Origin of the sequence: Bowmanella pacifica, assembly GCF_014645355.1 — a bacterium.
Classification (GTDB): domain Bacteria; phylum Pseudomonadota; class Gammaproteobacteria; order Enterobacterales; family Alteromonadaceae; genus Bowmanella; species Bowmanella pacifica.
Map to the genome: position 1 here is coordinate 450,367 of NZ_BMLS01000003.1, position 22,609 is coordinate 472,975.

Sequence of the window (22,609 nt, forward strand, 5' to 3'; positions counted from 1 at the left end):
CGCACGGGCACCCTGGGTGTATTTTTTTAAGCCGTCTCCCAAAGCTCCGCGCGTTCAGAAAAGTCATACAAACCTTCTGCACGGCTTATCAACAAATTAGCAAAATCTTGCTGTGTTTGATCTGGGTTATCGGCCCGCAAAAGGTTCTCCGCCTTCATTTGCCAGTGCAATGCAAAGTGTTTCAATACCGCCCTGGCATCGTCCGCGACACTGGCCGGTGCAACATCAGAGGGTAAATCTCCACCAATGGCCCAGTACTGCTTGCCATCAATGGCTTTCACTTTCCATACCGTTAATACCGGCTCCATTACGCGACTTTGTTCCAGCATGACGCTGTCAATGATCACACCTTTTTCAGCCAGAAATTTGGCGACCTTTTGATACTGATCCCTAACCCAGGTGGATGATTGTTGTTCTGTCATTATTATTTTTCCTCTAGTAACGCAAGCAGCGCCTGCAGCGGATGCTTAGGTTTATCCCCTTGCATTCTGGCAGTCTGGCTTCGACATGAATACCCGGTAGCCAGGAGCTGTTCCGTCTTGTAGCCAGCCAAAGCGGGCTGCCAGCTGAGCTCGAAAATGCCTTTGGAGTGTTCCAGATGTGAGGTTTCATGTCCATAGGTTCCGGCCATCCCGCAACATCCCACCGATACTGGTGTCAGGCTAACCCCAAGACGCGCAAAGATCTGTTGCCACTGCTTTTCCGCAGAAGGTAAGGCGGTTTTTTCTGTACAGTGAGCAAACAGGGCAAAATCGCGGGTAGATTGCACGGCAAGGTCTGGCAAGGTGACCGTCTCTAGCCACTCATGGATCAATTGAACCTTAAACTCACCTCGAGTGCTGCCCAACGCCTTTTTGTATTCATCCCGGTAACAAAGCACCAGAGACGGATCGACGCCTATCATGGGGATATTCAGCCCCGCTAGCTGATTAAAAAATGCTGCTGCGTTTTGTGCGGTCGCGGCAAACTCAGCTAAAAACCCTTTCACATGCTGAGGTTTACCATTGGGTTTAAAAGGCAGTAGCACTGGGTGCAAACCAAGCTTGCGTATCAGCTTGACTAAATCCTCAATCAGTTCCGCTTCATAAAAGCTGGTAAAGGGATCTTGTACGATCAGCACCCTTTTGCTCAGTTGCTCGGGATTAAGGGATCTCAGCACGGACAAGTCAAACGCCTGCACTTCCTTGTCGAGTCGGCCAGCCAGCGTTGGATAAGAAAGTGTTGGCGCATCCACATAGCCTACCCACTTACGCAAAGGCCACTCACCTAACACCAGTGCTGCGTTAACCAGACGCGGGGCCTTGGATAATAGCGGTGCCATCTTCTCAACATTGGCCACCAGGTAATCTTTGAACGGTCTGGCATAGCGGCCGTAATACATATGCAAAAAGCGCGCTCTGAAGCTGGGTACATCCACATTCACCGGGCACTGGTTGGCACAGGCTTTACAAGCCAGACAGCCGTCCATCGCTTCCATCACCTGATGAGAGAAATCCTGTTTATTGTCTTGCTTGTAGGTGTTGTAGATACGGCTAAACCAGTTTTGCTTTGTGCCCACGTTATCCAGCTTGGCAACATCAACCCCTTGCTTGCTTAGCAATCTCAGCCATTCACGCATTAAACCCGCACGCCCCTTAGGACTATGACGCCTATCTTTGGTAATTTTGCTGGAGGGGCACATGGGTGAGGTGCTGTCATAATTAAAACACAAGCCGTTACCATTACAGCTCATGGCTGGCTCAAAGGCCTCGCGCACCTTCAACGGGATCTGACGGTCATAAGTGCCGCGTTTGGTATCAGATACTTTTACCAGCGCTTCATCTGACTCATAAGGCGTGCAAATTTTGCCTGGGTTCATGCGGTTAAAGGGATCAAAGGCCGCTTTAATTTTACGTAGTTCAGTAAAGAGCTCTTCGCCGAAAAACGCCGGGCCGTATTCGCTCCGATAACCCTTACCATGCTCGCCCCACATCAGGCCACCATACTTGGCGACCAAGGTCACGACTTGATCGGACACCTCGGCCATCAGCAGTTCCTGCAATGGGTCAATCAAATCCAGCGCCGGACGCACATGCAGCACGCCCGCATCTACGTGACCAAACATGCCATATTGCAACCCTTTGGCATCCAGCAGCGCTCGAAACTCCATAATAAAATCGGCCAGTTTCTCAGGTGGCACAGCCGTGTCTTCGGCAAAGGCGATGGGTTTCTTACTACCTTTGGTTTTCCCCAGCAGGCCCACCGCTTTTTTACGCATGGCATAAATTTTACCGATATCTGCATTATCCGAGGTAAGCTGATAACCAATCACCCCCGACTTGCCGGTGGTAATACAATCATCCAGCATGGCCACTAAGCCGGTGATTTTATCCTGCATATCCTGCTCGGCTTCGGCGTTGTACTCCACCATATTCAGGCCTTGCAGGTCTTTACCTGGCACATCCTCAATCAGCGCTTTTACCGAGTGCCAGATAATATCTTCCCGGGCCAAATTCAGGACTTTGCTATCAACAGTCTCCACCGAGGTCGCCTGGGCCGCCACCATCGCCGGGGCATGGCGAAGGGCAGATTCAAAAGAATCGTATTTGACGTTTATCAGTGTTTTATATCGCGCAATGGGCGTGACATTCAGCTTGGCTTCTGCCACAAACACCAGTGAGCCTTCTGAGCCTGTAATAATACGGCTGAGATCAAAGTGCTGCATATCAGCATCGAACACATGTTCAAGGTCGTAGCCGGTCAAAAAGCGATTCAGTCGCGGAAATTTGGCCAGGATCTGCTCACGCTTTTGCTCACAGCTTTGCAGCACCTGCGCTACCACTTGGCCGATAACATCGCCCTGCCCGGCTAGTTCCCGTGCTTCATCAAGCCCCATGGGCGCGGTATCCAGCAGGCTGCCATCAGCAAGCACCGAACGAAGCGCCAACACATGGTCGCTGGTTTTACCGTATACCAAGGAGCCTTGCCCGGATGCATCAGTGTTGATCATGCCGCCAATGGTGGCCCGGTTACTGGTGGACAAGTCCGGGGCAAAGAAAAAGCCATGGGGACGCAGAAAATCGTTAAGCTGATCTTTGATTACACCAGCCTGCACCCGAACCCAACGTTCCTCAGCATTAAACTCGAGGATGTCGCGCATATGCCGGGACAAATCCACCACTAAACCATCGGTTAGGGACTGACCATTAGTGCCCGTACCGCCGCCGCGGGCCGAGAAGCGCACCTTGTTGTGGCTTTGCGTTAACTGCCCAATCAACTGCAGATCCGCGACATCCCTTGGAAAAACCACCGCCTGAGGCAGGCGCTGATACACGGAATTATCCGTGGCGACCGCCAAGCGGCTGGCATAGCTGGTTTCTATTTCACCTTTAAATTGGGAAGCGCGTAAAGCGTCCAGGTAATCAAGGTAATCCTGTTCAATACTGGCTTTGGAATCGACTAGCGGTAACATCCGAACAGACTGGCTGGAAAAATGTGCCGCTAGTATACACAAGGGTGCAACCTCCTGTAACAACTTGGCAGCTGAATATCTATTCCCTTTCTCTATACTTGATAGCCATATGCTGACTCGGGTCACAGGAGCTGAAATATGAAAAGTCTGCGAATTGGTCTGGGTATGACCTTTACCCTGATAGGCACTGTGCTGTTTATTCTGCCCGGTTCCATCTTGTTTCTGCTGGCCGGCTTAGTATTACTGAGTGTGGACTTTCCGGTTGCCCGCCAGTGGTTAAAACGCTGTCAGCGTGGCATGTATAAAGGCGCAAGCAGATTAGATAGCATTTTGCTTAATCGTAAACTAAGCCGCTAGCCCCACCAACCTGACTGAATACAAAATCAGCAATCAGACATAAAAGCCGAAAAAGCAGTTGCGCCGGGAATTCGGCGTCGTTATTATACGCGCCGTTCTCAGATGCGTAGCAAATCTGAAACAAATCATCAAAGTGCGTCCGTAGCTCAGTTGGTTAGAGCACCACCTTGACATGGTGGGGGTCGGTAGTTCGAGTCTACTCGGACGCACCATTCTTCTGATTTTTCCCAAATCTTTTTTCTGTCAAGCTGGTGCAAACACCACCGCTCTCTATGACCCGGTCCGATGGTCGGTAGTTCGAGTCTACTCGGACGCACCATTCTTCTGATTGATTCCATATCCTTACTATCAAGTTGGTGCAAGCACCACCGCTCTCTATGACCCAGCCCGATGGTCGACAGTTCGAACTGACTCAAAAGCACCATTTTTCTGATTTATGCCAAATCTTTTTTCTATCAAGTTGGTGCAAGCACCACCGCTCTCTATGGCCCGGTCCGATGGTCGACAGTTCGAGTCTACTCGGACGCACCACTTTCCTTATTAAATCTCCCGATTGTTAAAAGCTAGTGTCAGCACCACCGCTCTCTATGGCCCGGTCCGATGGTCGGTAGTTCGAATTACTCAAAGCACCTTTTCCGATTTATCCCAAAGTGTTTCTAGCAAGCTGGTGCAGGTATGAGCGCTCCTTATAAACGGGGTCGAATCTGACAACGCCTATTCCTATCCACATTGTGATGTTCAGCATCAGCTATCCGGCAATAGGCTAAAAACGCCTGGGTTACTTCATACCCAGGCGTTTTGCCAATTTGTGCAGATTACTGGGATCCACTTCAAGCAACTTGGCGGTTTGCGCCCAGTTTTGTCCATTGGCGTCCAATGCCGCCTGAATGGCCTTTCGCTGTGTCTGGTCCAACAGTGTTTTTAAGGGCATCAGCAGGACGCTTGGCTCTGTATCGCCGATATGGGTTGTTGGGGGGCTGTGTTCAATATCCAAGTCCATCAGATCTGGCACCAATGTAGAGATATCACCACGAGCGGGATTTCGTCCCAGGCATTTGATGGCGGCCCGGCTAATGACATGTTCAAGTTCACGGATATTACCCGGCCACTGATAGGCAAGTAGTGCCGCTTCTGCCTCAGTGGAAAGACGTAAACTGCGAAGCCCGAGACGGGCGCGATTTTGTTCCAGAAAATGGCCGGCCAGCAGCAACACATCATTGCCCCGCTCCCGCAGGGGCGGAATAGGCACAGGGTACACGGACAAACGATGATACAAGTCAGCGCGAAAATCCCCCTGCTTAACGCTGTCCTTTAGCTGGCGGTTAGTAGCGGCGATAATACGCACATCCACCTTACGCGGTTTGTCCGCCCCCAGCCGTTGTATTTCACCGTTTTGCAGGGCGCGCAGTAATTTAGCCTGAACCGCTAGCGGCAACTCCCCCACCTCATCTAAAAACAAGGTACCGCCGTTAGCCGCCTCAAATTTACCGGCGCGCTCCTGATGCGCACCGGAAAACGCCCCTTTGACATGGCCAAACAGCTCACTTTCCGCTAAGGACTCTGGCAGTGCTGCACAATTAACATGAATAAGGGGTTTGTTTGCCCTGCGCGAGTGCTGGTGCAAACGCCGGGCAAACAGCTCTTTGCCGACCCCGGTTTCCCCCAGCAGTAACACAGGTAATTCAGAATCCGCTACCGTATCCAACTCCCCTAACAACTGCTGAAGAACCAGGCTACGCCCAACAATTTCGGCATCGTCCGTGGCACTACCTTCCTGTCTCACCGCCGCATTAATCCGTGACTGACGCAGACTGCGGTTTTCCATCTCCAGTCTGGTGGTGCGTATAGCCGCTTCCAGCAGCAGTTTTTGTTGTTTGAGGGCACTTTGGGCTGACGTGGAAAAGGTACCAGGAAGCAGGCTGTCGAAGGTGATCACGCCCCAGACCTTACCGTCCTGCTCCAAACGCATTCCCATGCAGTCATGCACGGGTAAAGGTTGCCCTTCTATCTGATCCAATAAGCCGTCGTAGGGGTCAGGTAAGGCGCTGCTGTGTTCAAAACATACCGGCTGATGCTCGCTGGTCAAAATCGCGGCCAAACGAGGATGTTGTGCTGGCAAAAAACGTCGTCCCAGGGTTTCTTTGACCAGGCCTGTTACTGCCAAGGGTTTCAGCACCTCCCCTTCCAGCTTCAATAGGGCTACGGCGCCACACTGAAATTCGGCCTTAAGGGTTTTAACCAGTCGTTCAAAGCGCAGTAGGTCGGGTAGCTCAACGGCTAGATCGGCCACAAGAAATTCATTCATCATGGTATTAATTACCACCAACAAGGTTATTTCAACCCTATCACGATAGGGTTGAAATAACCATTCGATATATTACCTCAATTTATTCAACTAGTTATGTTGTGGCATAGGGTTTGCGAAGACAGAAGGCACATCAAATAAAAGGAAGGAGTATTCCATGCAAATTCACTGTGCTCTTTTAGCCGTTCAACATGCGCCCCGGCTTTGCACAAAGGGGGGCAACCATGGCTAACTATCGTCGCTTGTGGTTTCTACTGATTGGTATTCTGGCCATTACCTTTGCCCTGCTTGGCTATTTTGGCCGGGAAGTTTATCGACAGGCACCGCCTATCCCGGAACAAGTGATCACGCCATCGGGTAAAGTACTTATGAGTGCCTCAGATATTCTTGATGGCCAAACCGCCTGGCAGTCCATTGGTGGCATGCAACTGGGTTCGATCTGGGGACATGGTGCCTATCAAGCACCAGACTGGACGGCAGACTGGTTACACCGGGAACTGACGGCCTGGCTGACGTTAGCAGCCGATGCAATCTATGGCCTGGACTACAGCGCGCTTAACCCAGAGCAGCAAGCTTTACTGACCTTCCGCCTCAAGCAGGAATACCGTAGTAATGGCCCGGTGGCAGGGAATATTCTTGAGGTAAGCGAGCGTCGCGCCCAAGCCATGGCATTGGTCGCCGGCTACTATGACAAGCTGTTTAGTGACCATCCAGAGTTACAAAGCAGTCGTGAAAGCTTTGCCATGAAGGAAAACACCCTGCCAGATGCCAGCAAGCGTGAGCGCATGGCGAATTTCTTTTTCTGGACAGCTTGGGCGGCGGCCACCGAGCGCCCTGACTCAGAGGCAACTTACACCAACAACTGGCCCCATGAGCCGTTAATCGGCAATCAGCCCACAGGCGAGAACATCTTATGGTCTATAGTGTCTGTGGTACTGCTTATCGCCGGGGTCGGCGGATTGGTCTGGGCCTGGGCATTTTTGCGCCGAGAGGAGGCCGAACCTCATGCGCCGGCGCGAGATCCGCTAAGCCTGGTAGCACTCACCCCGTCGCAAAAAGCCCTGGGGAAATATGTTTTTCTGGTTGTCGCTCTTTTTACCTTTCAGGTGTTTCTGGGCGGCTTTACCGCGCACTACACAGTAGAAGGCCAGCAATTTTACGGTCTGGATGTGTCTCAGTATTTTCCCTACTCCTTGGTCAGAACCTGGCATATTCAGTCGGCTTTGTTTTGGATTGCCACAGGCTTTCTTACCGCTGGCTTATTTCTGGCGCCGATAATCAACGGTGGCAAAGATCCTAAGTATCAAAAGCTTGGGGTAGACATTCTGTTTTGGGCGCTCGTGGTCGTAGTGGCAGGATCCTTTATCGGGAATTATCTGGCCATTGCGCAGATTATGCCATCTGAGTGGAATTTCTGGCTCGGTCACCAGGGCTATGAATTTGTTGATCTGGGCAGACTATGGCAAATCGGTAAATTCACCGGCATTGTATTCTGGTTATGCCTGATGCTGCGCGGTATCGTGCCAGCCCTGCGTCAGCCCGGTGATCGCAACTTGCTAGCCCTGCTTACCGCCTCGGTAGTGGCTATCGGCCTGTTCTACGGCGCCGGTTTTTTCTATGGCGAACGCACCCACCTTTCCATTATGGAATACTGGCGTTGGTGGATAGTCCACCTGTGGGTAGAAGGTTTCTTTGAGGTATTTGCCACTACCGCATTGGCCTTTATCTTCTGCAGCCTGGGGCTGGTATCGCGCAAAATGGCCACCACGGCCAGCCTGGCTTCAGCTTCGCTGTTTATGCTAGGCGGTGTCCCTGGCACCTTCCACCATCTGTATTTTTCCGGTACCACAACCCCTGTGATGGCTGTCGGTGCCACCTTCAGCGCATTGGAAGTGGTCCCTCTGGTTGTGTTGGGTTATGAAGCCTTTGAAAACTGGCGATTGAAACAGCGCGCACCCTGGATGCAACAAATAAAATGGCCGCTACTGTGTTTTGTGGCCGTGTCATTCTGGAACATGCTGGGGGCCGGGGTATTCGGTTTTATGATTAACCCGCCAATCTCTCTTTACTATGTGCAAGGTTTAAACACCACCGCCACCCATGCCCATGCTGCCCTCTTTGGTGTTTACGGCTTTTTGGCCCTGGGCTTTGCCTTGTTAGTCCTTCGTTATATCCGCCCTGAGATGCAATTCAACGAACGATTGATGAAGGTCGGTTTTTGGTGGTTAAACGCAGGCTTAGTATTAATGCTGTTTACCAGTTTACTGCCCATTGGCGTACTGCAATTTTATGCCAGTGTTTCACAAGGTTTCTGGTACGCACGCAGTGAAGCTTTTATGCAAATGCCGCTGCTGGAAACATTACGCTGGGTGAGAACTTTTGGTGATGTCATTTTCATTGTCGGCGCACTGGCTGTCAGTTGGCAGGTGGTGAAAGGCTTGCTGGGTATAGGTGAAAAAACCGCGCTAACTGTGGCGGTAACCGCTGAAGATTAATCAACTTGTGGGCGGGGCAACCCGCCCTTTGGAGTGCATCATATGTTGAACTTTCCCCATCTCACCAGGCTCGCCGAAGTGCTGCTTATATTCGCAGTTGGCTTTTTACTATTGACTATCTGGGTGGGTTACCTGGATACAGAACGCTTTAGCATCGCGGCACAAATCAGTGCCCATATCGGCCTTATCCTAGCCGCCACCCTGGTTAAAGTTGCTTATGTACTCAGGTGCATTGGTCGGCACGGTCAACAGTTGGAGGTTTAAGTCAGATTAAGTTGGTGTCATATGGACACCAACTTTTTTGCCTATAGTTCCCCAATAAGCCTGGGCATAAGCGTTGACCTTCAACACTTAAGCGCGCAAGAGCGTGTTGACTCAAAGGGAAGTGAAATGCTGCTTACGCAGGCTTGAAAGGATGATTGAATAATCTAGAGCGGGTTTGCATGGTGAAAAAATCGGGTGGCCAATACGACCAGACCACCCGATGGCTGGAAAGCCGCGTTTAGTGACAACTACCGCAACAGCTTCCTTCGCCGCTGCTGCGATCAACAAACAGAATGTTATTTTCCAGATGAATGTGATCCATCAAGTCTTCTTTGAGTTCACGTAATCCCAGATATAGGGCCGTCCAGGTATTGCAGGCACCGGGCGGTAGTTCCAGTTCATGGGCCAGTACCAGCATTTGCTCCAGGGCTTCCCCATGCTCAAGATGTTCTTCCTGCATCACAGTGATGGGGCCAGTTGGCCGCATACCGCTGGACAACATAGGAAAGAGAATTTGCTCTTCTTTCATCATGTGGTTTTCCAGCTCCAACTGCATTTTTTCCAGATGCTCTGCCAAGCCGGTTGGGCAATCCAGTGACTCTGCATGTACCTGCTCAACCCGTCTGGCCAAACGGATAAGCTCAGGCAACTGTATTCTGTGCTTAGCGTGGAATCGTTCCAGAATATGGGCAATTAACGCCTGATTACTGGCCGATGCCCAATTATTCGCCGTCTCGCTTTTTTCTGAAAGGCGAGTTAGCTCCGCAACAATAGGCTCTGCATCCAGCCCCTTTTTATGCAGGGCTTCCGCCAGCGTACGGTGTCCTCCGCAGCAAAAATCCAGTTTATAGTGGTGAAAAACCCGGGTTGCCCCGGCAATTTGCGTGGCAAGATTTCCCAGAGATTGGTACAGCATTTCCATAATGTCTCCTGTTGGCTGTGTACTGGTCTACGTAAACCAATAAAGCAAGCCCCAGGCCAAACATAACCCACTGTTTAATAATACCATTTTTAAGAAATGGTAGTTTTCACCCTAGTTTTATCAGGGTAAAAATCACCATCAGGGTAAAAAACACCACTAATCAAAAATCCGCACCAGTCGACTGGGATCAGGGGCCACCAAACTGCGGCATTTCAGGATCTCAATATTGTCGGTATTGACCGGCAGCCCTTCACTTAGCCGATATTCCAGGCGTTCACGCAGCGCCTGGTCATTATGCAAGTACATAGGCAATGAATAATCGCGGTAATGGCAGCTGCGTTTGGCAATCCGACCGGATACCAGCAGCCAACGGATGAGTTCAACCGACAAACCAGGCATATCCGGTGGAACACAAAGCACATGGGAGTGTGTTTGGTAAAAAAGTGCCGCGTGCAATGCCGATAGCACCCCTTGCTGAGGGTAAATATCCGGTACGTGACCGGCCGTAAAGCAGTTGCGACTGATCTTGATATCTTTGATACCACATTGGTTCAGTATGCTTTTAACTCTGCACAGTGCCTTATCAAATGCCTTAGACGCCAGCCAGACATCGCTGCATTGGTGGGTAACTACCATCCCTACCGTATTCATGCCTACCTCCGAGTTTTTGATTACCAGTTCACCAGTTAGTTATGCAGGACGCCATACATCCAAATAGGTAGTGGTCAAGGCCAAGTTGGTATTGCCAGCACTGGCGTGCAAGGTTAAAAAGAGCAAAACCTATGGAGTATTTCAATGCACGACAGTCTCACCCACCAGCAAGCACTGCGCTATAACCGGCAAATTTTGTTACCCGGTTTTGATCTGGAAGGCCAGGAAAAGCTGTTGGCAGGCAGCGCACTGATTATCGGCGTTGGCGGTTTGGGCAATGCGGCGGCGCAATACCTGGCAGCATCTGGCGTTGGCACACTGACCTTATGCGACGATGACAAAGTGGAGCTGAGTAATTTACAGCGACAGGTACTTTTCGCACAAAGTGATATTGGCAAAAACAAAGTCCATGCCGCAGCAGCACGCTTGCAAGCCTGTAACCCAGAGACCAGAATTGTGCCGTTAGACCGTCGTGCTACGCCAGAAGAACTGGCAGAGCTGGTTATCCGGCATGATGTGGTACTGGATTGCACAGATAATCTGGACAGTCGCAACCTGATAAATAAGCTATGTGTAACCCACAGTACCGCCCTTATATCCGGTGCGGCCATCCGCATGGAAGGACAGCTATTCTGCTACCTTCCCGGTGCAAATCATCCCTGTTATCACTGCCTGTCTCACAAGTTCGGTGAGCAAAGGCTCAGCTGTGTGGAGTCAGGTATTCTGTCTCCTGTAGTCGGTATCATTGGCACCATGCAGGCATTGGAAGCGGTAAAATATTTAGCCGGGCTGAAGATCCAGGCCGGAGTGCTGAATCTGTTTGATGCCAAAACCACCCAATGGCAGCAGTTTCGTCTCGCCGCCAGACCCGATTGCCCGACTTGTGGTCAATCAGCCCGATAAACGTCAGGCTGTTTTAATGGCAAGGTTTCATTCTGCTCACAGCCTCCCCTGACTTATTACAAACGGTGAAATCTTCAACCCGGCTTGCCATCAACACGCGGTCTTGTCAGCACCGGCCAATAAACAACAGTAAAAATGGCAAAGCCCAAACACCATAAAATACTGGCCAACACGAATACGGTCAGGATCTGTTGGTGCAACAGCCAACTGCCCAGTGTCCGTACCAGGGCGGCCAAAAAGATCAGCGCAAATGCCAGGCTCATAATGGGGCGAGGTTGCAGCGGGCGGCCGGAATGGCCAAGCGACACCCTGGCCATCATTGCCATAATCATTCCCCCCATGCCGCCAACAGTGAGCAGATGTGCAGCAGTGCTCAGGGGCAGCCAATCCCCTAGGTAGTGAGCGGCCAGTGCCAGCAGACCAAGGGGAATAAACAAATAAGCCATATGCAATGACCACAACAGGGGCACTGCCAAGGTCAACCATACCCGCCAGCGCCACCAGCGGCACAGATGCAAACTGCCGGCAAGCAGACAGAGTAAGCCCAACACATTAGCTGGCAGCAGGTTGCCAAACAGCACATTCAGCACCAGCAACCAGATACAGAGTAAAGCGGCTTTCTCAAGCCAGGCAATGGGCAGTACTTTCGTTGTTCCTGTGCCATTGGCGGTAAACATGGGAATAACCCGGCCACCTATCACCGCCATTAGCAGCGTCACCAGCATCAGCATTAAGTAACTGCCCTGTTTAAACCAATGCGCCTCGCCACTTATGACACTCAGGTGAGTAAGGAAGTTAGCCAGGGTCATCAGCGCCAGCACAGGAACAAAGAACAGGTTACGCCATTGGCTGACCTTAATCAGTGGATAGGCCATAAACCCGGCTACCATGGGCAAAAACAACAGATCCAGCGAGGCCACCAGCCAAGGTGACCAGCCGGGCCCCCACCACATCAGGACTCTACCCACTGCCCAGACCAAGACCAGCAGGGCTAATGGCCTTCCCTTAACACCCGGCACCCCTGTCCAGTTTTGCACCGCGGTGAGCAAAAAGCCGGTTACCACGGCCGCAACAAAGCCAAACAACATTTCATGGGCATGCCAGAAATAACTGCCGCCATACGGGGTCAGCCCCCACCAACCGGCGAAAGTGCCTCCCCAGGCACCAATGGCCACTATGGCAAACAGTGCCGCCACCAAAAACATGGGCCTGAAGCCCAGTCTGAATAAAGGGGCGGGTAACTCATGCGGGGATGAAACCGTCATATCAAAACTCCATTAACAAGGGATGGGAGCCTGCTTCCTGGCGTAGTACCACCAGGTAATCAGCACACAGCTGATATAAAACACCACAAAGCCATACAAGGCCATGGCCACCGAACCTGTGGCCGCGATAGATGATCCATAGGCCTTGGGAATAAAGAAGCCGCCGTAAGCCGCAATGGCCGAAATAAAGCCCAATACCGCCGCACTCTCACGGTTGCCTTCCACTTCTGCCTGTTTTGCGCCGCTGGCGCCCAGAGCGCGGCTTCGCAGTGTCAGAAAAATCAGCGGAACCATCCTAAAGGTCGAGCCATTACCTATACCGCTGGCAATAAACAGCACAATAAAGGCGACAAAGAAGCCCACAAAACTGCCACTTTGCTGCGCATCGGGTAAGAAATGCAGCACCGCCATCACCCCTAACGCCATGACAACAAAGGTCCACAAGGTCACTTTAGCACCGCCCAAGCGGTCGGAGATAATGCCACCAAATGGCCTGGCCAATGCACCCGCCAAGGGACCGATAAAGGCGTATTTAACCGGGTCTACATCCGGGAACAGCAAGCCACATAGCAGGGGAAAACCCGCCGCAAAGCCGATAAAGCTGCCAAAGGTGCCCAGATATAACCAACACATGATCCAGGTGTCGTTGCGTTTAAACACCACAGCCTGTTCTTTGAAGGACGCCTTGGCATCAGCAATATCATTCATGCCAAACCAGGCTGCGATGGCGCCAAACAGAATAAAGGGGATCCAGATAAAGGCGGCATTCTGCAACCACAGCGCATGGCTGGCTCCGGTACTGTCGAGCAGCACCAGCGGCTCGCCGCCCATCTCACCAAACAGACTGGCAGAGATCGCCAGCGGCCCGATTAGCTGCATGGCTGACACCCCAAGATTGCCCAGCCCGGCATTCAATCCCAGTGCAGCGCCCTTTTCCGCCTTGGGATAGAAAAAGCTGATATTGGCCATACTGGATGAGAAGTTTCCCCCACCCAAACCGCACAGCAGTGCCAGGATCAACATCACCAGATAAGGGGTATCGGTATCTTGTAACGCGATCCCCATCCACAAACAAGGCAGAATGAGTGAGGCTGTGGAAATAGCAGTCCAGCGCCTGCCCCCAAAGATAGGCACCATAAAGCCATAGAAAATACGCAAGGTGGCACCCGATAACGCGGGCAAAGCCGCCAGCCAGAACAGTTGATTGGGGCTATAGGTAAAGCCCAGCTTGGGCATTTTCACGACCATAATGCTCCAGATGGACCATACCGCGAAGGCCAGGAACAGATTGGGAATGGAAATCCATAGATTACGGGTCGCAATACTTCGCCCTTTGTCCTGCCAGAAGCCTTTGTTCTCTGGCCGCCAGTCTTCCAGCAGCCAGCTGTCAGTGGTCATTTCAGGCAGGTCGGTCACTTCCTCACCGGCCAGCCACTCCCGATGTTCAGCGCGACGAATAGCAAAGTGCATCCACCACAAGGCCAGCGCGCAAACCAGGAACAACAGCATAAAGCTACTCTGCCAGATACCCACCACGTCGTTGAGCATGCCGAAGGTCAGGGGTAAAAAGAATCCCCCTAAACCGCCGACCATGCCAACTGCACCACCAACTACCCCGACATGCTTGGGATAATAAACCGGAATATGTTTAAACACCGCGGCCTTACCCAAAGACATAAAAAAGCCCAGAACAAAAGTCAGCAGAACAAACATCGGCAAACTGGTATGCAAGGAAAAGCTCAGCTCAGCGCGAATCCCCTGCACCTGAAACTCAGTGGCAGGATAGCTAAGTAAAAAGGTGCAAATGACCGAGGCGATCAGGGTCCAGTACATGACCTTTCTTGCCCCGTAACGGTCAGACAGCCACCCGCCTAAGATGCGAAACAATGACGCGGGAATAGTATAAAGCGCCGCTAATACACCGGCCGTGGCCAGATCCAGATGGTAAACTTCCATCAGATAGTGAGGCAGCCATAACGCCAGGGCCACAAAAGCACCAAACACAAAGAAGTAATACAAGGAGAAACGCCAGACCCGCAGTTCGGTCAGCGGCATCAGTTGTGCCGTCAGACTAGTCGCGCTTTGCTGGCGCTGATTGTGGCTGGGATCGGCCTTGGCAAACAAGATAAAACCAATCCCCATAGCCGCCATCACACCAGCATACACCTGTGCGGTACTTTGCCAGCCCACCGCCAACAGCAAAAACGGCGCGGCAAAGTTAGTCAGCGCTGCCCCCACATTGCCCGCCCCGAAAATACCAAGGGCGGTACCCTGCTTCCCTTCCTCATACCAACTGGACAGATAGGCCACCCCAACAATAAAACCGCCGCCGGCTAACCCAATGCCGAGTGCTCCCAATAGCAGTAGCACATAGCTGTCGGCCAGACTGAGCATAAACACAGCAGCTGCCGTGGTGAGCATTAACAGCCCGAACACCCAGCGACCACCGAATCTGTCGGTCAGCAGGCCCAGAAACAAACGACTGATGGAGCCCGTCAATATGGGGGTGGCCATCAGCAATCCCAGTTCGGTATCGGTCAGACCAAGTTCATCCTTGATCTTAATGCCAAGAATGGAAAACAGCGTCCAGACCGCAAAACAAAGGGTAAAAGCCAACGTAGTCAGCCACAGGGCGTGACGTTGTTCTTTGGGGGAAACCGTACCTGCCTCAATCATGTTGTTACTCCCGGTTATCTCTTCTTGATCATAGAGATAGGGAGCCCGCGGCACTATACAGACAAAGGGGCAGCAAGCGGGCGCCGCCCTACCCCGCAAGGAGTAGCCCGGTTAGGTCAGGAGGCGCTGCGGGATTTTGTGTGCATACCGGCTATAGCGTGCCAGTAGCCGTTGCAGCTTTTGTCTACTTGTTGTGGGTGCTGCCCTTGCTCGTTGCCCCTGAATTGTTCAAGCCAGTCCAGGGTTTCTAATCCCAGCGGACTCAATCGCACAATATCCACCAGGCCCTGCATACTGCATAAATCATTAATCAGGTTGTAGCACTGCCCAGATTGGGTCTGAATGCCGTTTAAGGTGAACAGGGCCTGACCTTCCTGACTGCGAGTCAGACGACCATTAGGATAATGGATACAACAGAGCTGACAGTCATCTTTGGGGCGATTCTCTGAGCGGGCAGTAAAACAGCGTGCCGAATAAGCCAAAGGCAAAAAGCCATAAGCAAAAACCTCCACCTCAAAGCGCTGTCTTATTCCCAGCTCTTCTGCCTTATTCAGCATATTCACCAGCCAATCCCGGGACAGCTCAACCGGCATAACCCAGCGCTGCATGCCCATATCCAGCAGGGTTTTTAGTCCATACTGGTTGTAACAGTTGATGGCAGGACCTGCCACAAAAGCTTTGTTGTTTTCACGAAGAAATTGAATGGCCCCAACGTCATTGGCCTCAATAAGAATCTCGCCGTTGTCGCAATAGCTTTTCAGGGTCGTTACCTCTGAGGGGGCTTCCAGCAGCGCCATGGTGGACAGCACTACTTGTTTACCGCTCGCGGCCAGGGTTTTAGCCAATGCCAGCCAGTCGCGGGTGCGCAGCTCCCGGCGTTTGGAGCAAACGGTTTCGCCCAGATAGAGAATATCGGCACTGCTGCTAAGCGCCGCCTGATAAAAGGCTTCCACGTCGGCCTTTGGCCAGAAATAAAGAATAGGTCCCAGTGCGTACTGCATAATTTACTGCCATTTTCTATGATAAGCGCCGAGTGACGTCTGACTGCCTTCGGACAGTCCCTGCAATTGCTGCTGCCAGGCTGTGGCCACCTGATATTGCTGCGGGTCAAGCAGACAGCGGTCAATGGCTTGTCGCCATACCGACGTTACCTGCTGCACATAAGCCGGGCTGCGCTGACGGCCTTCAATTTTGACCGCCTTGATCCCGCATTTAACCAGCTCGGGCAACAAGTCGAGGGTGTTGAGACTGGTGGGCTCTTCCAGGGCATGATAGGTCTGACCATCCACCTCAAAACGTCCTTTACATAGCGTGGGGTAACCGGCTTTTTCCTGCTTGCCGTAGCGGTCAATCAGCACCCCGTTTAGGCGCGACTCCAGCCCTTGCGAGGTTTCCTGCCAACGCACATGAGCCGCGGGCGAGCAGGCTCCGGCGGTGTTAGGCGATTCTCCCGTCATATAGGACGACAGATAACAGCGCCCCTCGGCCATAATGCACAAACTGCCAAAGGCAAACACCTCCAGTTCAACCGAGCATTGACGCGCCAACTGTTTAACCTGATGAATAGACAGCACCCTTGGCAATACCACCCGGCGCACATTAAATTGTTGCTGATAGAAAGTAATGGCCGCGGTGTTGGTGGCTGACGCTTGCACAGATAGATGCAACTCCACATCAGGATACTGTTGGCTGATGTAAGATAAGACCGCAAGATCGGCGACGATAAGTACATCTGCGCCATTTTTCACTGCCATATCTACAGCATAACGCCATCTGTCCCAGCCATCCGGATGCGCAAAGGTGTTGATAGCAATATGCAGCTTACGCTGATGATGATGCAAAAAATCGGCCGCCTGGCCGACCTTATCATCGGTGAAATTTAACCCGGCAAAATGCCTGGCATTGGTATCATCCTTTAAACCCAGATATACCGCATCCGCCCCTTGCTCGACGGCACGTTTCAGGGCCGGCATGCTGCCGGCGGGACAAAGCAATTCCATAACGACTCCAAATTGGCCAGCACTTGCAGCCTTTATGCTCGCAAGCTCCATCTAACTGACCAGGGTGTAACCACCTTTTGACCGGAGCCGAGTGTACGACCCCGCGCTTTTAATGCTATCCACCATAGGGAGTACCCATTCTGCCCAGCGTCATCCTACGCATCTTTGATGTAGATTAATTTTTACTGCCCAAGGCGGCGTAATCTTAGGGCTCAGAATGACCACGGAAAACACCATGCATGCATTACTACGCCAATATGGCTCGACGTTACTAAAACCGGGCTTACAGCTATTCGGGAAGACCCCCGTAGCGCTGCAACGAGCAATCACCGAGCGCTTGTTCACGCAAGTGCTAAAGCCGCTGCTTATTGAGGGTGAACTGGACTTTATGGCCTCGGCCTGTGTAGAAGTGCATATCACCGATATCAACCAACGTTGGTATTTTCAGGTTATTCAACAACAGATTCAGGTACACAGGCATGGGCAGGCACAGGTGTGTTTCAGTGGCGATCTGGAAAGCCTGCTGCTTATGGCCAGTCAGGCGGTGGACCCCGATACCCTGTTTTTTCAACGCAAGCTGTCCATCAGTGGCGACACCGAGCTGGGTCTGGCCCTTAAAAATCTGCTCGACAGCCTGGAGCTGACACAATTGCCGGTCTTTGTACGTACCCCTCTGGCCCATTACGCCAGTGCTTATCAATCTTTGCGCTGAGGTATTTATGTCAAAAATCATCACCCAACTGTTCAATACCAATTTGCAAGGGCTGGAGCTGTTGTTTATCGCCTATCGACGCTTGAAAAAGGACGATCCGGTGATGTCCAGACAACTGTTCGATAAGTTCAAAACCGGGCTGGAATTACATATACGTCACGAAGAGCAGCGCTTGCTTCCCGAGCTGGCATTGGTATCTGCCGCCCATGAGCTAATTAGCAAGGCACAGCAGGAACACCAGCAGTTGCGCCAGCAGTTAGAGTGGATTGAGAACCTGCTGGACAAGCGTATTGATAGTTTGGAGGACGATCGCACCTTGGAGCTGATGCTGGTTGACCATATTGAAAATGATGAGTTTGAGCTCTACCCCGCTTGCGACAAAATGCTCAATACCGATGCCGTGACGCGTGTGTTAATGGCGCTTTATCCATGATGGAAGATCGCGCTCATCTGGTGTTGTGGTGTGAGGTCAATATGCCCATAGGGATCCCTGAGATCGACCACCAGCATCGCCAGTTGCTGGATACTATCAATCTGCTGCACGCCGCCATTCGTGAAAAATGGCCAAACCCTAGCGTATTGCCGCTGGCGACCAGTCTGCTGGAGCAAACCCAGCGCCATTTTTTGACCGAGACGCCTTATCTGCAAAACCTCTGTGACCAACAACAAAGGCTGCATCAGCTCAACCACAAACATTTCTTACAAGCCATGCAGGCATTTATTGAGCGGCTGGCCTCTGATGTTGGCATGTCTTCGTTATCGGTTAAAGAACAACTGGCTTCGTTGGCAGAGTGGTACAGCTCCCATATTCTCAGTTCAGACAGGGAGCTGCAGCCAGCCTGATCCCTCAGGCCGATTGGCGATGATAGTGGCGCAGCTCATGTTCATGCCTGCGCCCCTGACTAAACGCCGACACCCGCTTTAAGTAGCCTATCACCCGGGTACCGTGATCAACATCTGTGGTACCGCAGGCACTGCAATGTTGCAAGGTACGCTTATCAATATGCTCACAAGCGTTGCAGATGGTAATACGCACGTTGATGCAGAAGTAATTGCAGCCGGTTTTGGCGGCAATATTGTAAAGTTTAAGGAAGTTTTCCTCAGTTAAGCGCTCTTCCAGATTCAGATGCAGCGCCGAGCCACCATCCAGATAACGGGTCATCTGCTCACCGTGCAGCACAAACTTATCCAAATGGTTGATACGCTCGTCTTCCACCGCATAGAAATAGCTGTTGTAGCAATCACGGGGCACAAAATAGCCGTCTTTTCGGTCCCATTTGGCATTTTTAATGCCCAGATTTTCGGCCGGCACAAACTCGGTATTAAACAAATAACCCCAGGTCTCACGAGCCCGGCGGTTTGCCTCATATATCACCCGCAACTGACTGTCGACAAATGCCTGGTAATCAGGGTTTACACCGGCCTCTAAGCCTAAAAACTCAGCGGCTTCCACCATGCCGTTGATACCTATAGTCAAAAACTGTTTATCTAAGCTGATAAAACCCGCATCGTAGACGCTCAGCAAGCCATCCTGATGATACTCTTCCATTAACTTACGATAGGCCACTTGGTATTTATGCAGCTTTTCAACTTCCTGAGCCAAATCCCGACCGTCCTGAATAAGACGGTTCATATTCAGGGTGATCACGTTGATTGAACCTGTGGCCACGCCTCCGGCCCCCAAACTGTATGAAAAAGTATGGTCGGTTATTTCATTGCGTAACCGGCAGCAGGACGCCAGTGAGTCGGCACTTTGTGACTGATAAATAAAAAATGAACCGCCTTCACTCATATTGCGGGCACAGCAGCGGGCAAAGGCTTCATCCTTGACCTTGCCTTTTTCCGTGAGCATGGCGGCCGTTACCACCGGAAAGGTCAGAATCGCCTTACTGCGCTCGGCATTAAACCAATCGAGGAAAAAGCCTTGCAAGGCATTGACCGATGTCCAGTTGGGTGCGGTCATATCAGGAAACACAAAATGACCAAACATGGCCTCAAAATAATGGCTATCGTACAAAGAGATGTTCCAGAAAACACTCTGATAGCCCCTGGCTGCCGCTGGCTGGTTGAGGGCATAGACCACATGTTGTAGGTGGTTTTCAACCGCCTTGCTGTGCGTGTTCAGATAGTCTTCGCCGTAATCCCGACGGGCAAAGTAGTCAAAGTAAGTCAGGAATTCCACCGTCGCCACTGCCCCGGCAAACTGCGCACTGATAGCAAACACCAAATTGACGAAACTGCCGCAGAAGGACTCCAAATGTTGCGGCGCTTTAGACTCGCCCCCCAGCTTGGTCAGGCCATCCAATAAAAACGGGTACATAGTAATGGAAGTGCAATATGGTTTTAGACTGGTTTCGTCGTGCACATATATCTCGTGCTGCTCAATCTGGCGCACGTATTCCTCGCCTAATGCATCCCCGAACAAAGCGGCAATTTTGTTTTTCAGTAAGGCTCGGTTTATCTGGATCACACAGTCTTTCATCAGCTCGGCTTCCAGCGTCGCGATGTTCTTATGGGTAACATTGGCATTGGCATCCAGTTTTGAACCGTCTGCCGCATTAACGGCATGCTGGTAAGCCTGGATAAAATCCAGCTTGTCTTGTAGTTGTTCATCATTAAGCTGCAGCATGATCTCTCTCCATAAAACGAAAGTTAAGGAGATTGCCTGAGGCAAGCTCCATGAAACGTTGATTGGTATTGGGGCTGGACAGACCGCCCCGGTTAGTAAGCCAGCGCCCGGTTTTCAAATAATCGAGGCGGCGGGCAAGACGTACCGGTACTTTATCCATACCGGTATACAAACAGGTTTTCAGGCCCTGCTCATGGGCAATATCCAGTAATGTTTGCAGCGCATCCGGGTGCCATTCACCACCGAAGAACAGCACACAATCAATCAGATGTTGATAGCGGGTAAGATAAGCACGAAAGCGCGCCGGCGTGAGCGCCTCCCCCACGTTGGGATCCCAACTATCCTGACTGTGACAGCCACTGCAACGCAGTGGACAGCCTGTTACGCTAAAGGCCAGTGATACCTGATCCGGCACTTCCTGAAAGCAAATTTGGGGAGGAAAGCTGTTAAACGGCTTTAACCATACATTTTGTGTCATTTCTTCATCCAAGGCACAACATATTGTGCTTAAAGGTAGTCTCAGACACAAAGCACACCTTGATCTGGATCAATAAATCACACACCCAAGGTTTAGCTTATAACCAAATAAACCAAGAACTACTCCCTTTGCCCTTGTACACTGCCGCGTCTGTTGTTTGCCCTGCTCGCCGCCATAATCACAGGCCGGGATCGCGGGCCACCGGGTGGTGTTATGAAATCCATATTGCGTACAATTTTTAGCCCACTGTTGACGCGGCTGGGCATTATCAAAGCAGATAGCCAGCGCTTATCCAGCATTCCTGTCGCCCAGCGACTCAAAGTCGCTGGTGCCGCCTGCATCGCATTGTTTGTGGTTACCCTCAGCAGTCAACACCTGGCGGATCCTGCCAGTACCGTGGTGCTGTTGGCCTCTATGGGGGCATCAGCGGTTTTGCTGTTCGGCCTGCCCTCAAGCCCACTGGCCAAACCCTGGTCATTTGCTGCAGGTCACTTAATTTCCGCCGCCATTGGTTTGCTATGCTCACACCTTTTTACCGATATGGCGGTGATGGCCGCTGTAACTATTGCCCTGGTGCTGTTTGCCATGTATTTGTTTGAATGTATGCACCCACCCGGTGGCGCCACGGCCTTAGTACCAGTTATAGCTTCAAGCGAGCAACTGCTCGGTTATGAGTTTTTATTTTTGCCTGTGGCGCTGAATGTCATGGTGATGTTGATGATGGCCCTGCTGCTAAATCGTCTGCTACAACCCCGTCAACAACGTAATTTCGATCCTGTTCATCTGCACAAAGACGTCAGTCCGATGAAGCGCGTTGGTCTGCAACCAGAGGATTTACTGCACGCCCTGAACCACTATCAAACCGTGGTGGATGTTAGCGAGACCGACCTTGAGCAGATATATCAACAGGCACAGTTACACGCCTACCAGCGCCAGTTGGGGGCTATTTTGTGCCGGGATATTATGTCGCAAGATCTTATCTGCGTCAGAGCCGATACGCCGCTGGCCACGGCCTGGCGGCTGTTGCAAAAGCATAAAATTCGTACCCTGCCGGTGGTCACCGACAATAGACAATTGATTGGTATGCTGTCGGTCACTGACTTTTTGAAAGACATCAGCGTGCCCCACTACTGGGGGTTACTACGACATATGATTAACCTCAGCCTGCACAGCAGCGCCAAACGTCAATGGCGTAAACATCATCGCAGGCAGGTGGCGGATATAATGCGAAGCGCTGTCACCGCAATACGCGACGATGAACATATTATCGAACTTATCCCCAAGCTGTCAGAACAAGGACTGCATCAGGTACCGGTATTAGACGCAAACCAGCAATTGGTGGGCATGGTCACACAGTCGGATCTGATTGCCGCATTATATGCCAACAGTCGCCAAGGCCAGGCCGTGGCCTGACAACGCACTACCTAACAAGAGTTAAGCCACTGCCTCTTTGGGGGCAATGCTTGGCACGACAGCGAACGCTACACTGGCCAGTCTCCAA

Annotated in this window: 19 protein-coding genes and 1 tRNA gene; 9 read left to right on the top strand and 11 right to left on the bottom strand. The window is 51.7% G+C overall.

Translation table 11 applies throughout. The features are described 5' to 3' along the window. Window positions 1–26: 26 nt before the first annotated feature. Entirely contained in the window at window positions 27–422 is a 396-nt protein-coding gene (locus IEX02_RS12035) for a DUF4826 family protein (protein WP_188695236.1), read from the bottom strand. Window positions 423–424: 2 nt separating this feature from the next. Beyond that, complete coding sequence (gene ydiJ / locus IEX02_RS12040; protein WP_188695714.1) at window positions 425–3,451, bottom strand: D-2-hydroxyglutarate dehydrogenase YdiJ; 3,027 nt, start codon at window positions 3,449–3,451, stop codon at window positions 425–427. 138 nt (window positions 3,452–3,589) lie between these two features. Between ydiJ and IEX02_RS12045 the strand changes: the two genes are divergently transcribed. Together IEX02_RS12045 and IEX02_RS12050 are read left to right on the top strand one after the other, a co-directional pair. Beyond that, on the top strand, window positions 3,590–3,808 hold the full coding sequence (locus tag IEX02_RS12045; protein WP_188695238.1) for a PGPGW domain-containing protein: 219 nt from the start codon (window positions 3,590–3,592) through the stop codon (window positions 3,806–3,808). Window positions 3,809–3,943: 135 nt separating this feature from the next. Next, window positions 3,944–4,020 (top strand) — tRNA-Val (locus IEX02_RS12050). A 566-nt stretch (window positions 4,021–4,586) separates the two neighbouring features. Here the strand turns inward: IEX02_RS12050 and norR are convergent. Further along, complete coding sequence (gene norR / locus IEX02_RS12055) at window positions 4,587–6,116, bottom strand: nitric oxide reductase transcriptional regulator NorR (protein WP_188695240.1); 1,530 nt, start codon at window positions 6,114–6,116, stop codon at window positions 4,587–4,589. A 221-nt stretch (window positions 6,117–6,337) separates the two neighbouring features. Here norR and IEX02_RS12060 point away from each other — a divergent pair, with 221 nt between their 5' ends. Together IEX02_RS12060 and IEX02_RS12065 are read left to right on the top strand one after the other, a co-directional pair. After that, window positions 6,338–8,608, top strand: a complete 2,271-nt coding sequence (locus IEX02_RS12060) for a nitric-oxide reductase large subunit (RefSeq protein ID WP_188695243.1) — start codon at window positions 6,338–6,340, stop codon at window positions 8,606–8,608. Window positions 8,609–8,650: 42 nt separating this feature from the next. Next, window positions 8,651–8,872: a hypothetical protein gene (locus IEX02_RS12065; RefSeq protein WP_188695246.1), complete on the top strand. Its 222-nt coding sequence runs from the start codon at window positions 8,651–8,653 to the stop codon at window positions 8,870–8,872. A gap of 238 nt (window positions 8,873–9,110) precedes the next feature. Here the strand turns inward: IEX02_RS12065 and ytfE are convergent, their stop codons facing one another. Next, window positions 9,111–9,794: an iron-sulfur cluster repair protein YtfE gene (gene ytfE / locus IEX02_RS12070; RefSeq protein ID WP_188695248.1), complete on the bottom strand. Its 684-nt coding sequence runs from the start codon at window positions 9,792–9,794 to the stop codon at window positions 9,111–9,113. 156 nt (window positions 9,795–9,950) lie between these two features. After that, complete coding sequence (locus IEX02_RS12075) at window positions 9,951–10,445, bottom strand: NTP transferase domain-containing protein (RefSeq protein WP_188695251.1); 495 nt, start codon at window positions 10,443–10,445, stop codon at window positions 9,951–9,953. A 144-nt stretch (window positions 10,446–10,589) separates the two neighbouring features. On the opposite strand from IEX02_RS12075, the gene IEX02_RS12080 reads away from it, so the two are divergent. Continuing rightward, entirely contained in the window at window positions 10,590–11,348 is a 759-nt protein-coding gene (locus tag IEX02_RS12080) for a HesA/MoeB/ThiF family protein (RefSeq protein ID WP_188695254.1), read from the top strand. Window positions 11,349–11,422: 74 nt separating this feature from the next. Here the strand turns inward: IEX02_RS12080 and IEX02_RS12085 are convergent, their stop codons facing one another. The 4 genes from IEX02_RS12085 to ubiU form a co-directional block, all read right to left on the bottom strand. Beyond that, window positions 11,423–12,613 carry an NnrS family protein gene (locus IEX02_RS12085; protein WP_188695257.1) on the bottom strand — a complete coding sequence of 397 codons (1,191 nt, stop codon included), beginning with the start codon at window positions 12,611–12,613 and terminating at the stop codon, window positions 11,423–11,425. A gap of 12 nt (window positions 12,614–12,625) precedes the next feature. Next, entirely contained in the window at window positions 12,626–15,289 is a 2,664-nt protein-coding gene (locus IEX02_RS12090; RefSeq protein ID WP_188695260.1) for a nitrate/nitrite transporter, read from the bottom strand. Window positions 15,290–15,405: 116 nt separating this feature from the next. Continuing rightward, window positions 15,406–16,290, bottom strand: coding sequence for a U32 family peptidase (locus tag IEX02_RS12095; RefSeq protein ID WP_188695263.1), 885 nt, complete (start codon window positions 16,288–16,290; stop codon window positions 15,406–15,408). Between the two features lie 3 nt (window positions 16,291–16,293). Further along, window positions 16,294–17,289 (bottom strand): ubiquinone anaerobic biosynthesis protein UbiU, encoded by a 996-nt coding sequence (ubiU, locus tag IEX02_RS12100; RefSeq protein ID WP_188695267.1) that lies wholly within the window; start codon window positions 17,287–17,289, stop codon window positions 16,294–16,296. 235 nt (window positions 17,290–17,524) lie between these two features. On the opposite strand from ubiU, the gene ubiT reads away from it, so the two are divergent. From ubiT to IEX02_RS12115, 3 genes are read left to right on the top strand one after another with little or no spacing between them, the layout of a single operon-like run. Next, window positions 17,525–18,001 carry a ubiquinone anaerobic biosynthesis accessory factor UbiT gene (gene ubiT, locus IEX02_RS12105; protein ID WP_188695270.1) on the top strand — a complete coding sequence of 159 codons (477 nt, stop codon included), beginning with the start codon at window positions 17,525–17,527 and terminating at the stop codon, window positions 17,999–18,001. Between the two features lie 7 nt (window positions 18,002–18,008). Continuing rightward, a complete protein-coding gene (locus IEX02_RS12110) occupies window positions 18,009–18,434 on the top strand; it encodes a hemerythrin domain-containing protein (RefSeq protein ID WP_188695273.1) in 426 nt (141 codons plus the stop codon). Continuing rightward, on the top strand, window positions 18,431–18,844 hold the full coding sequence (locus IEX02_RS12115) for a bacteriohemerythrin (protein WP_188695276.1): 414 nt from the start codon (window positions 18,431–18,433) through the stop codon (window positions 18,842–18,844). Before IEX02_RS12110 ends, IEX02_RS12115 begins: the two co-directional genes overlap by 4 nt. 4 nt (window positions 18,845–18,848) lie before the next feature. Here the strand turns inward: IEX02_RS12115 and nrdD are convergent, their stop codons facing one another. After that, window positions 18,849–20,630 carry an anaerobic ribonucleoside-triphosphate reductase gene (gene nrdD / locus IEX02_RS12120; protein ID WP_188695278.1) on the bottom strand — a complete coding sequence of 594 codons (1,782 nt, stop codon included), beginning with the start codon at window positions 20,628–20,630 and terminating at the stop codon, window positions 18,849–18,851. Further along, window positions 20,617–21,108: an anaerobic ribonucleoside-triphosphate reductase activating protein gene (gene nrdG, locus IEX02_RS12125; protein WP_188695281.1), complete on the bottom strand. Its 492-nt coding sequence runs from the start codon at window positions 21,106–21,108 to the stop codon at window positions 20,617–20,619. The genes nrdD and nrdG overlap by 14 nt, the downstream gene beginning before the upstream one ends. Window positions 21,109–21,321: 213 nt before the next feature. Here nrdG and IEX02_RS12130 point away from each other — a divergent pair, with 213 nt between their 5' ends. Further along, window positions 21,322–22,521, top strand: a complete 1,200-nt coding sequence (locus tag IEX02_RS12130; protein WP_188695285.1) for an HPP family protein — start codon at window positions 21,322–21,324, stop codon at window positions 22,519–22,521. Window positions 22,522–22,609: the final 88 nt, after the last annotated feature.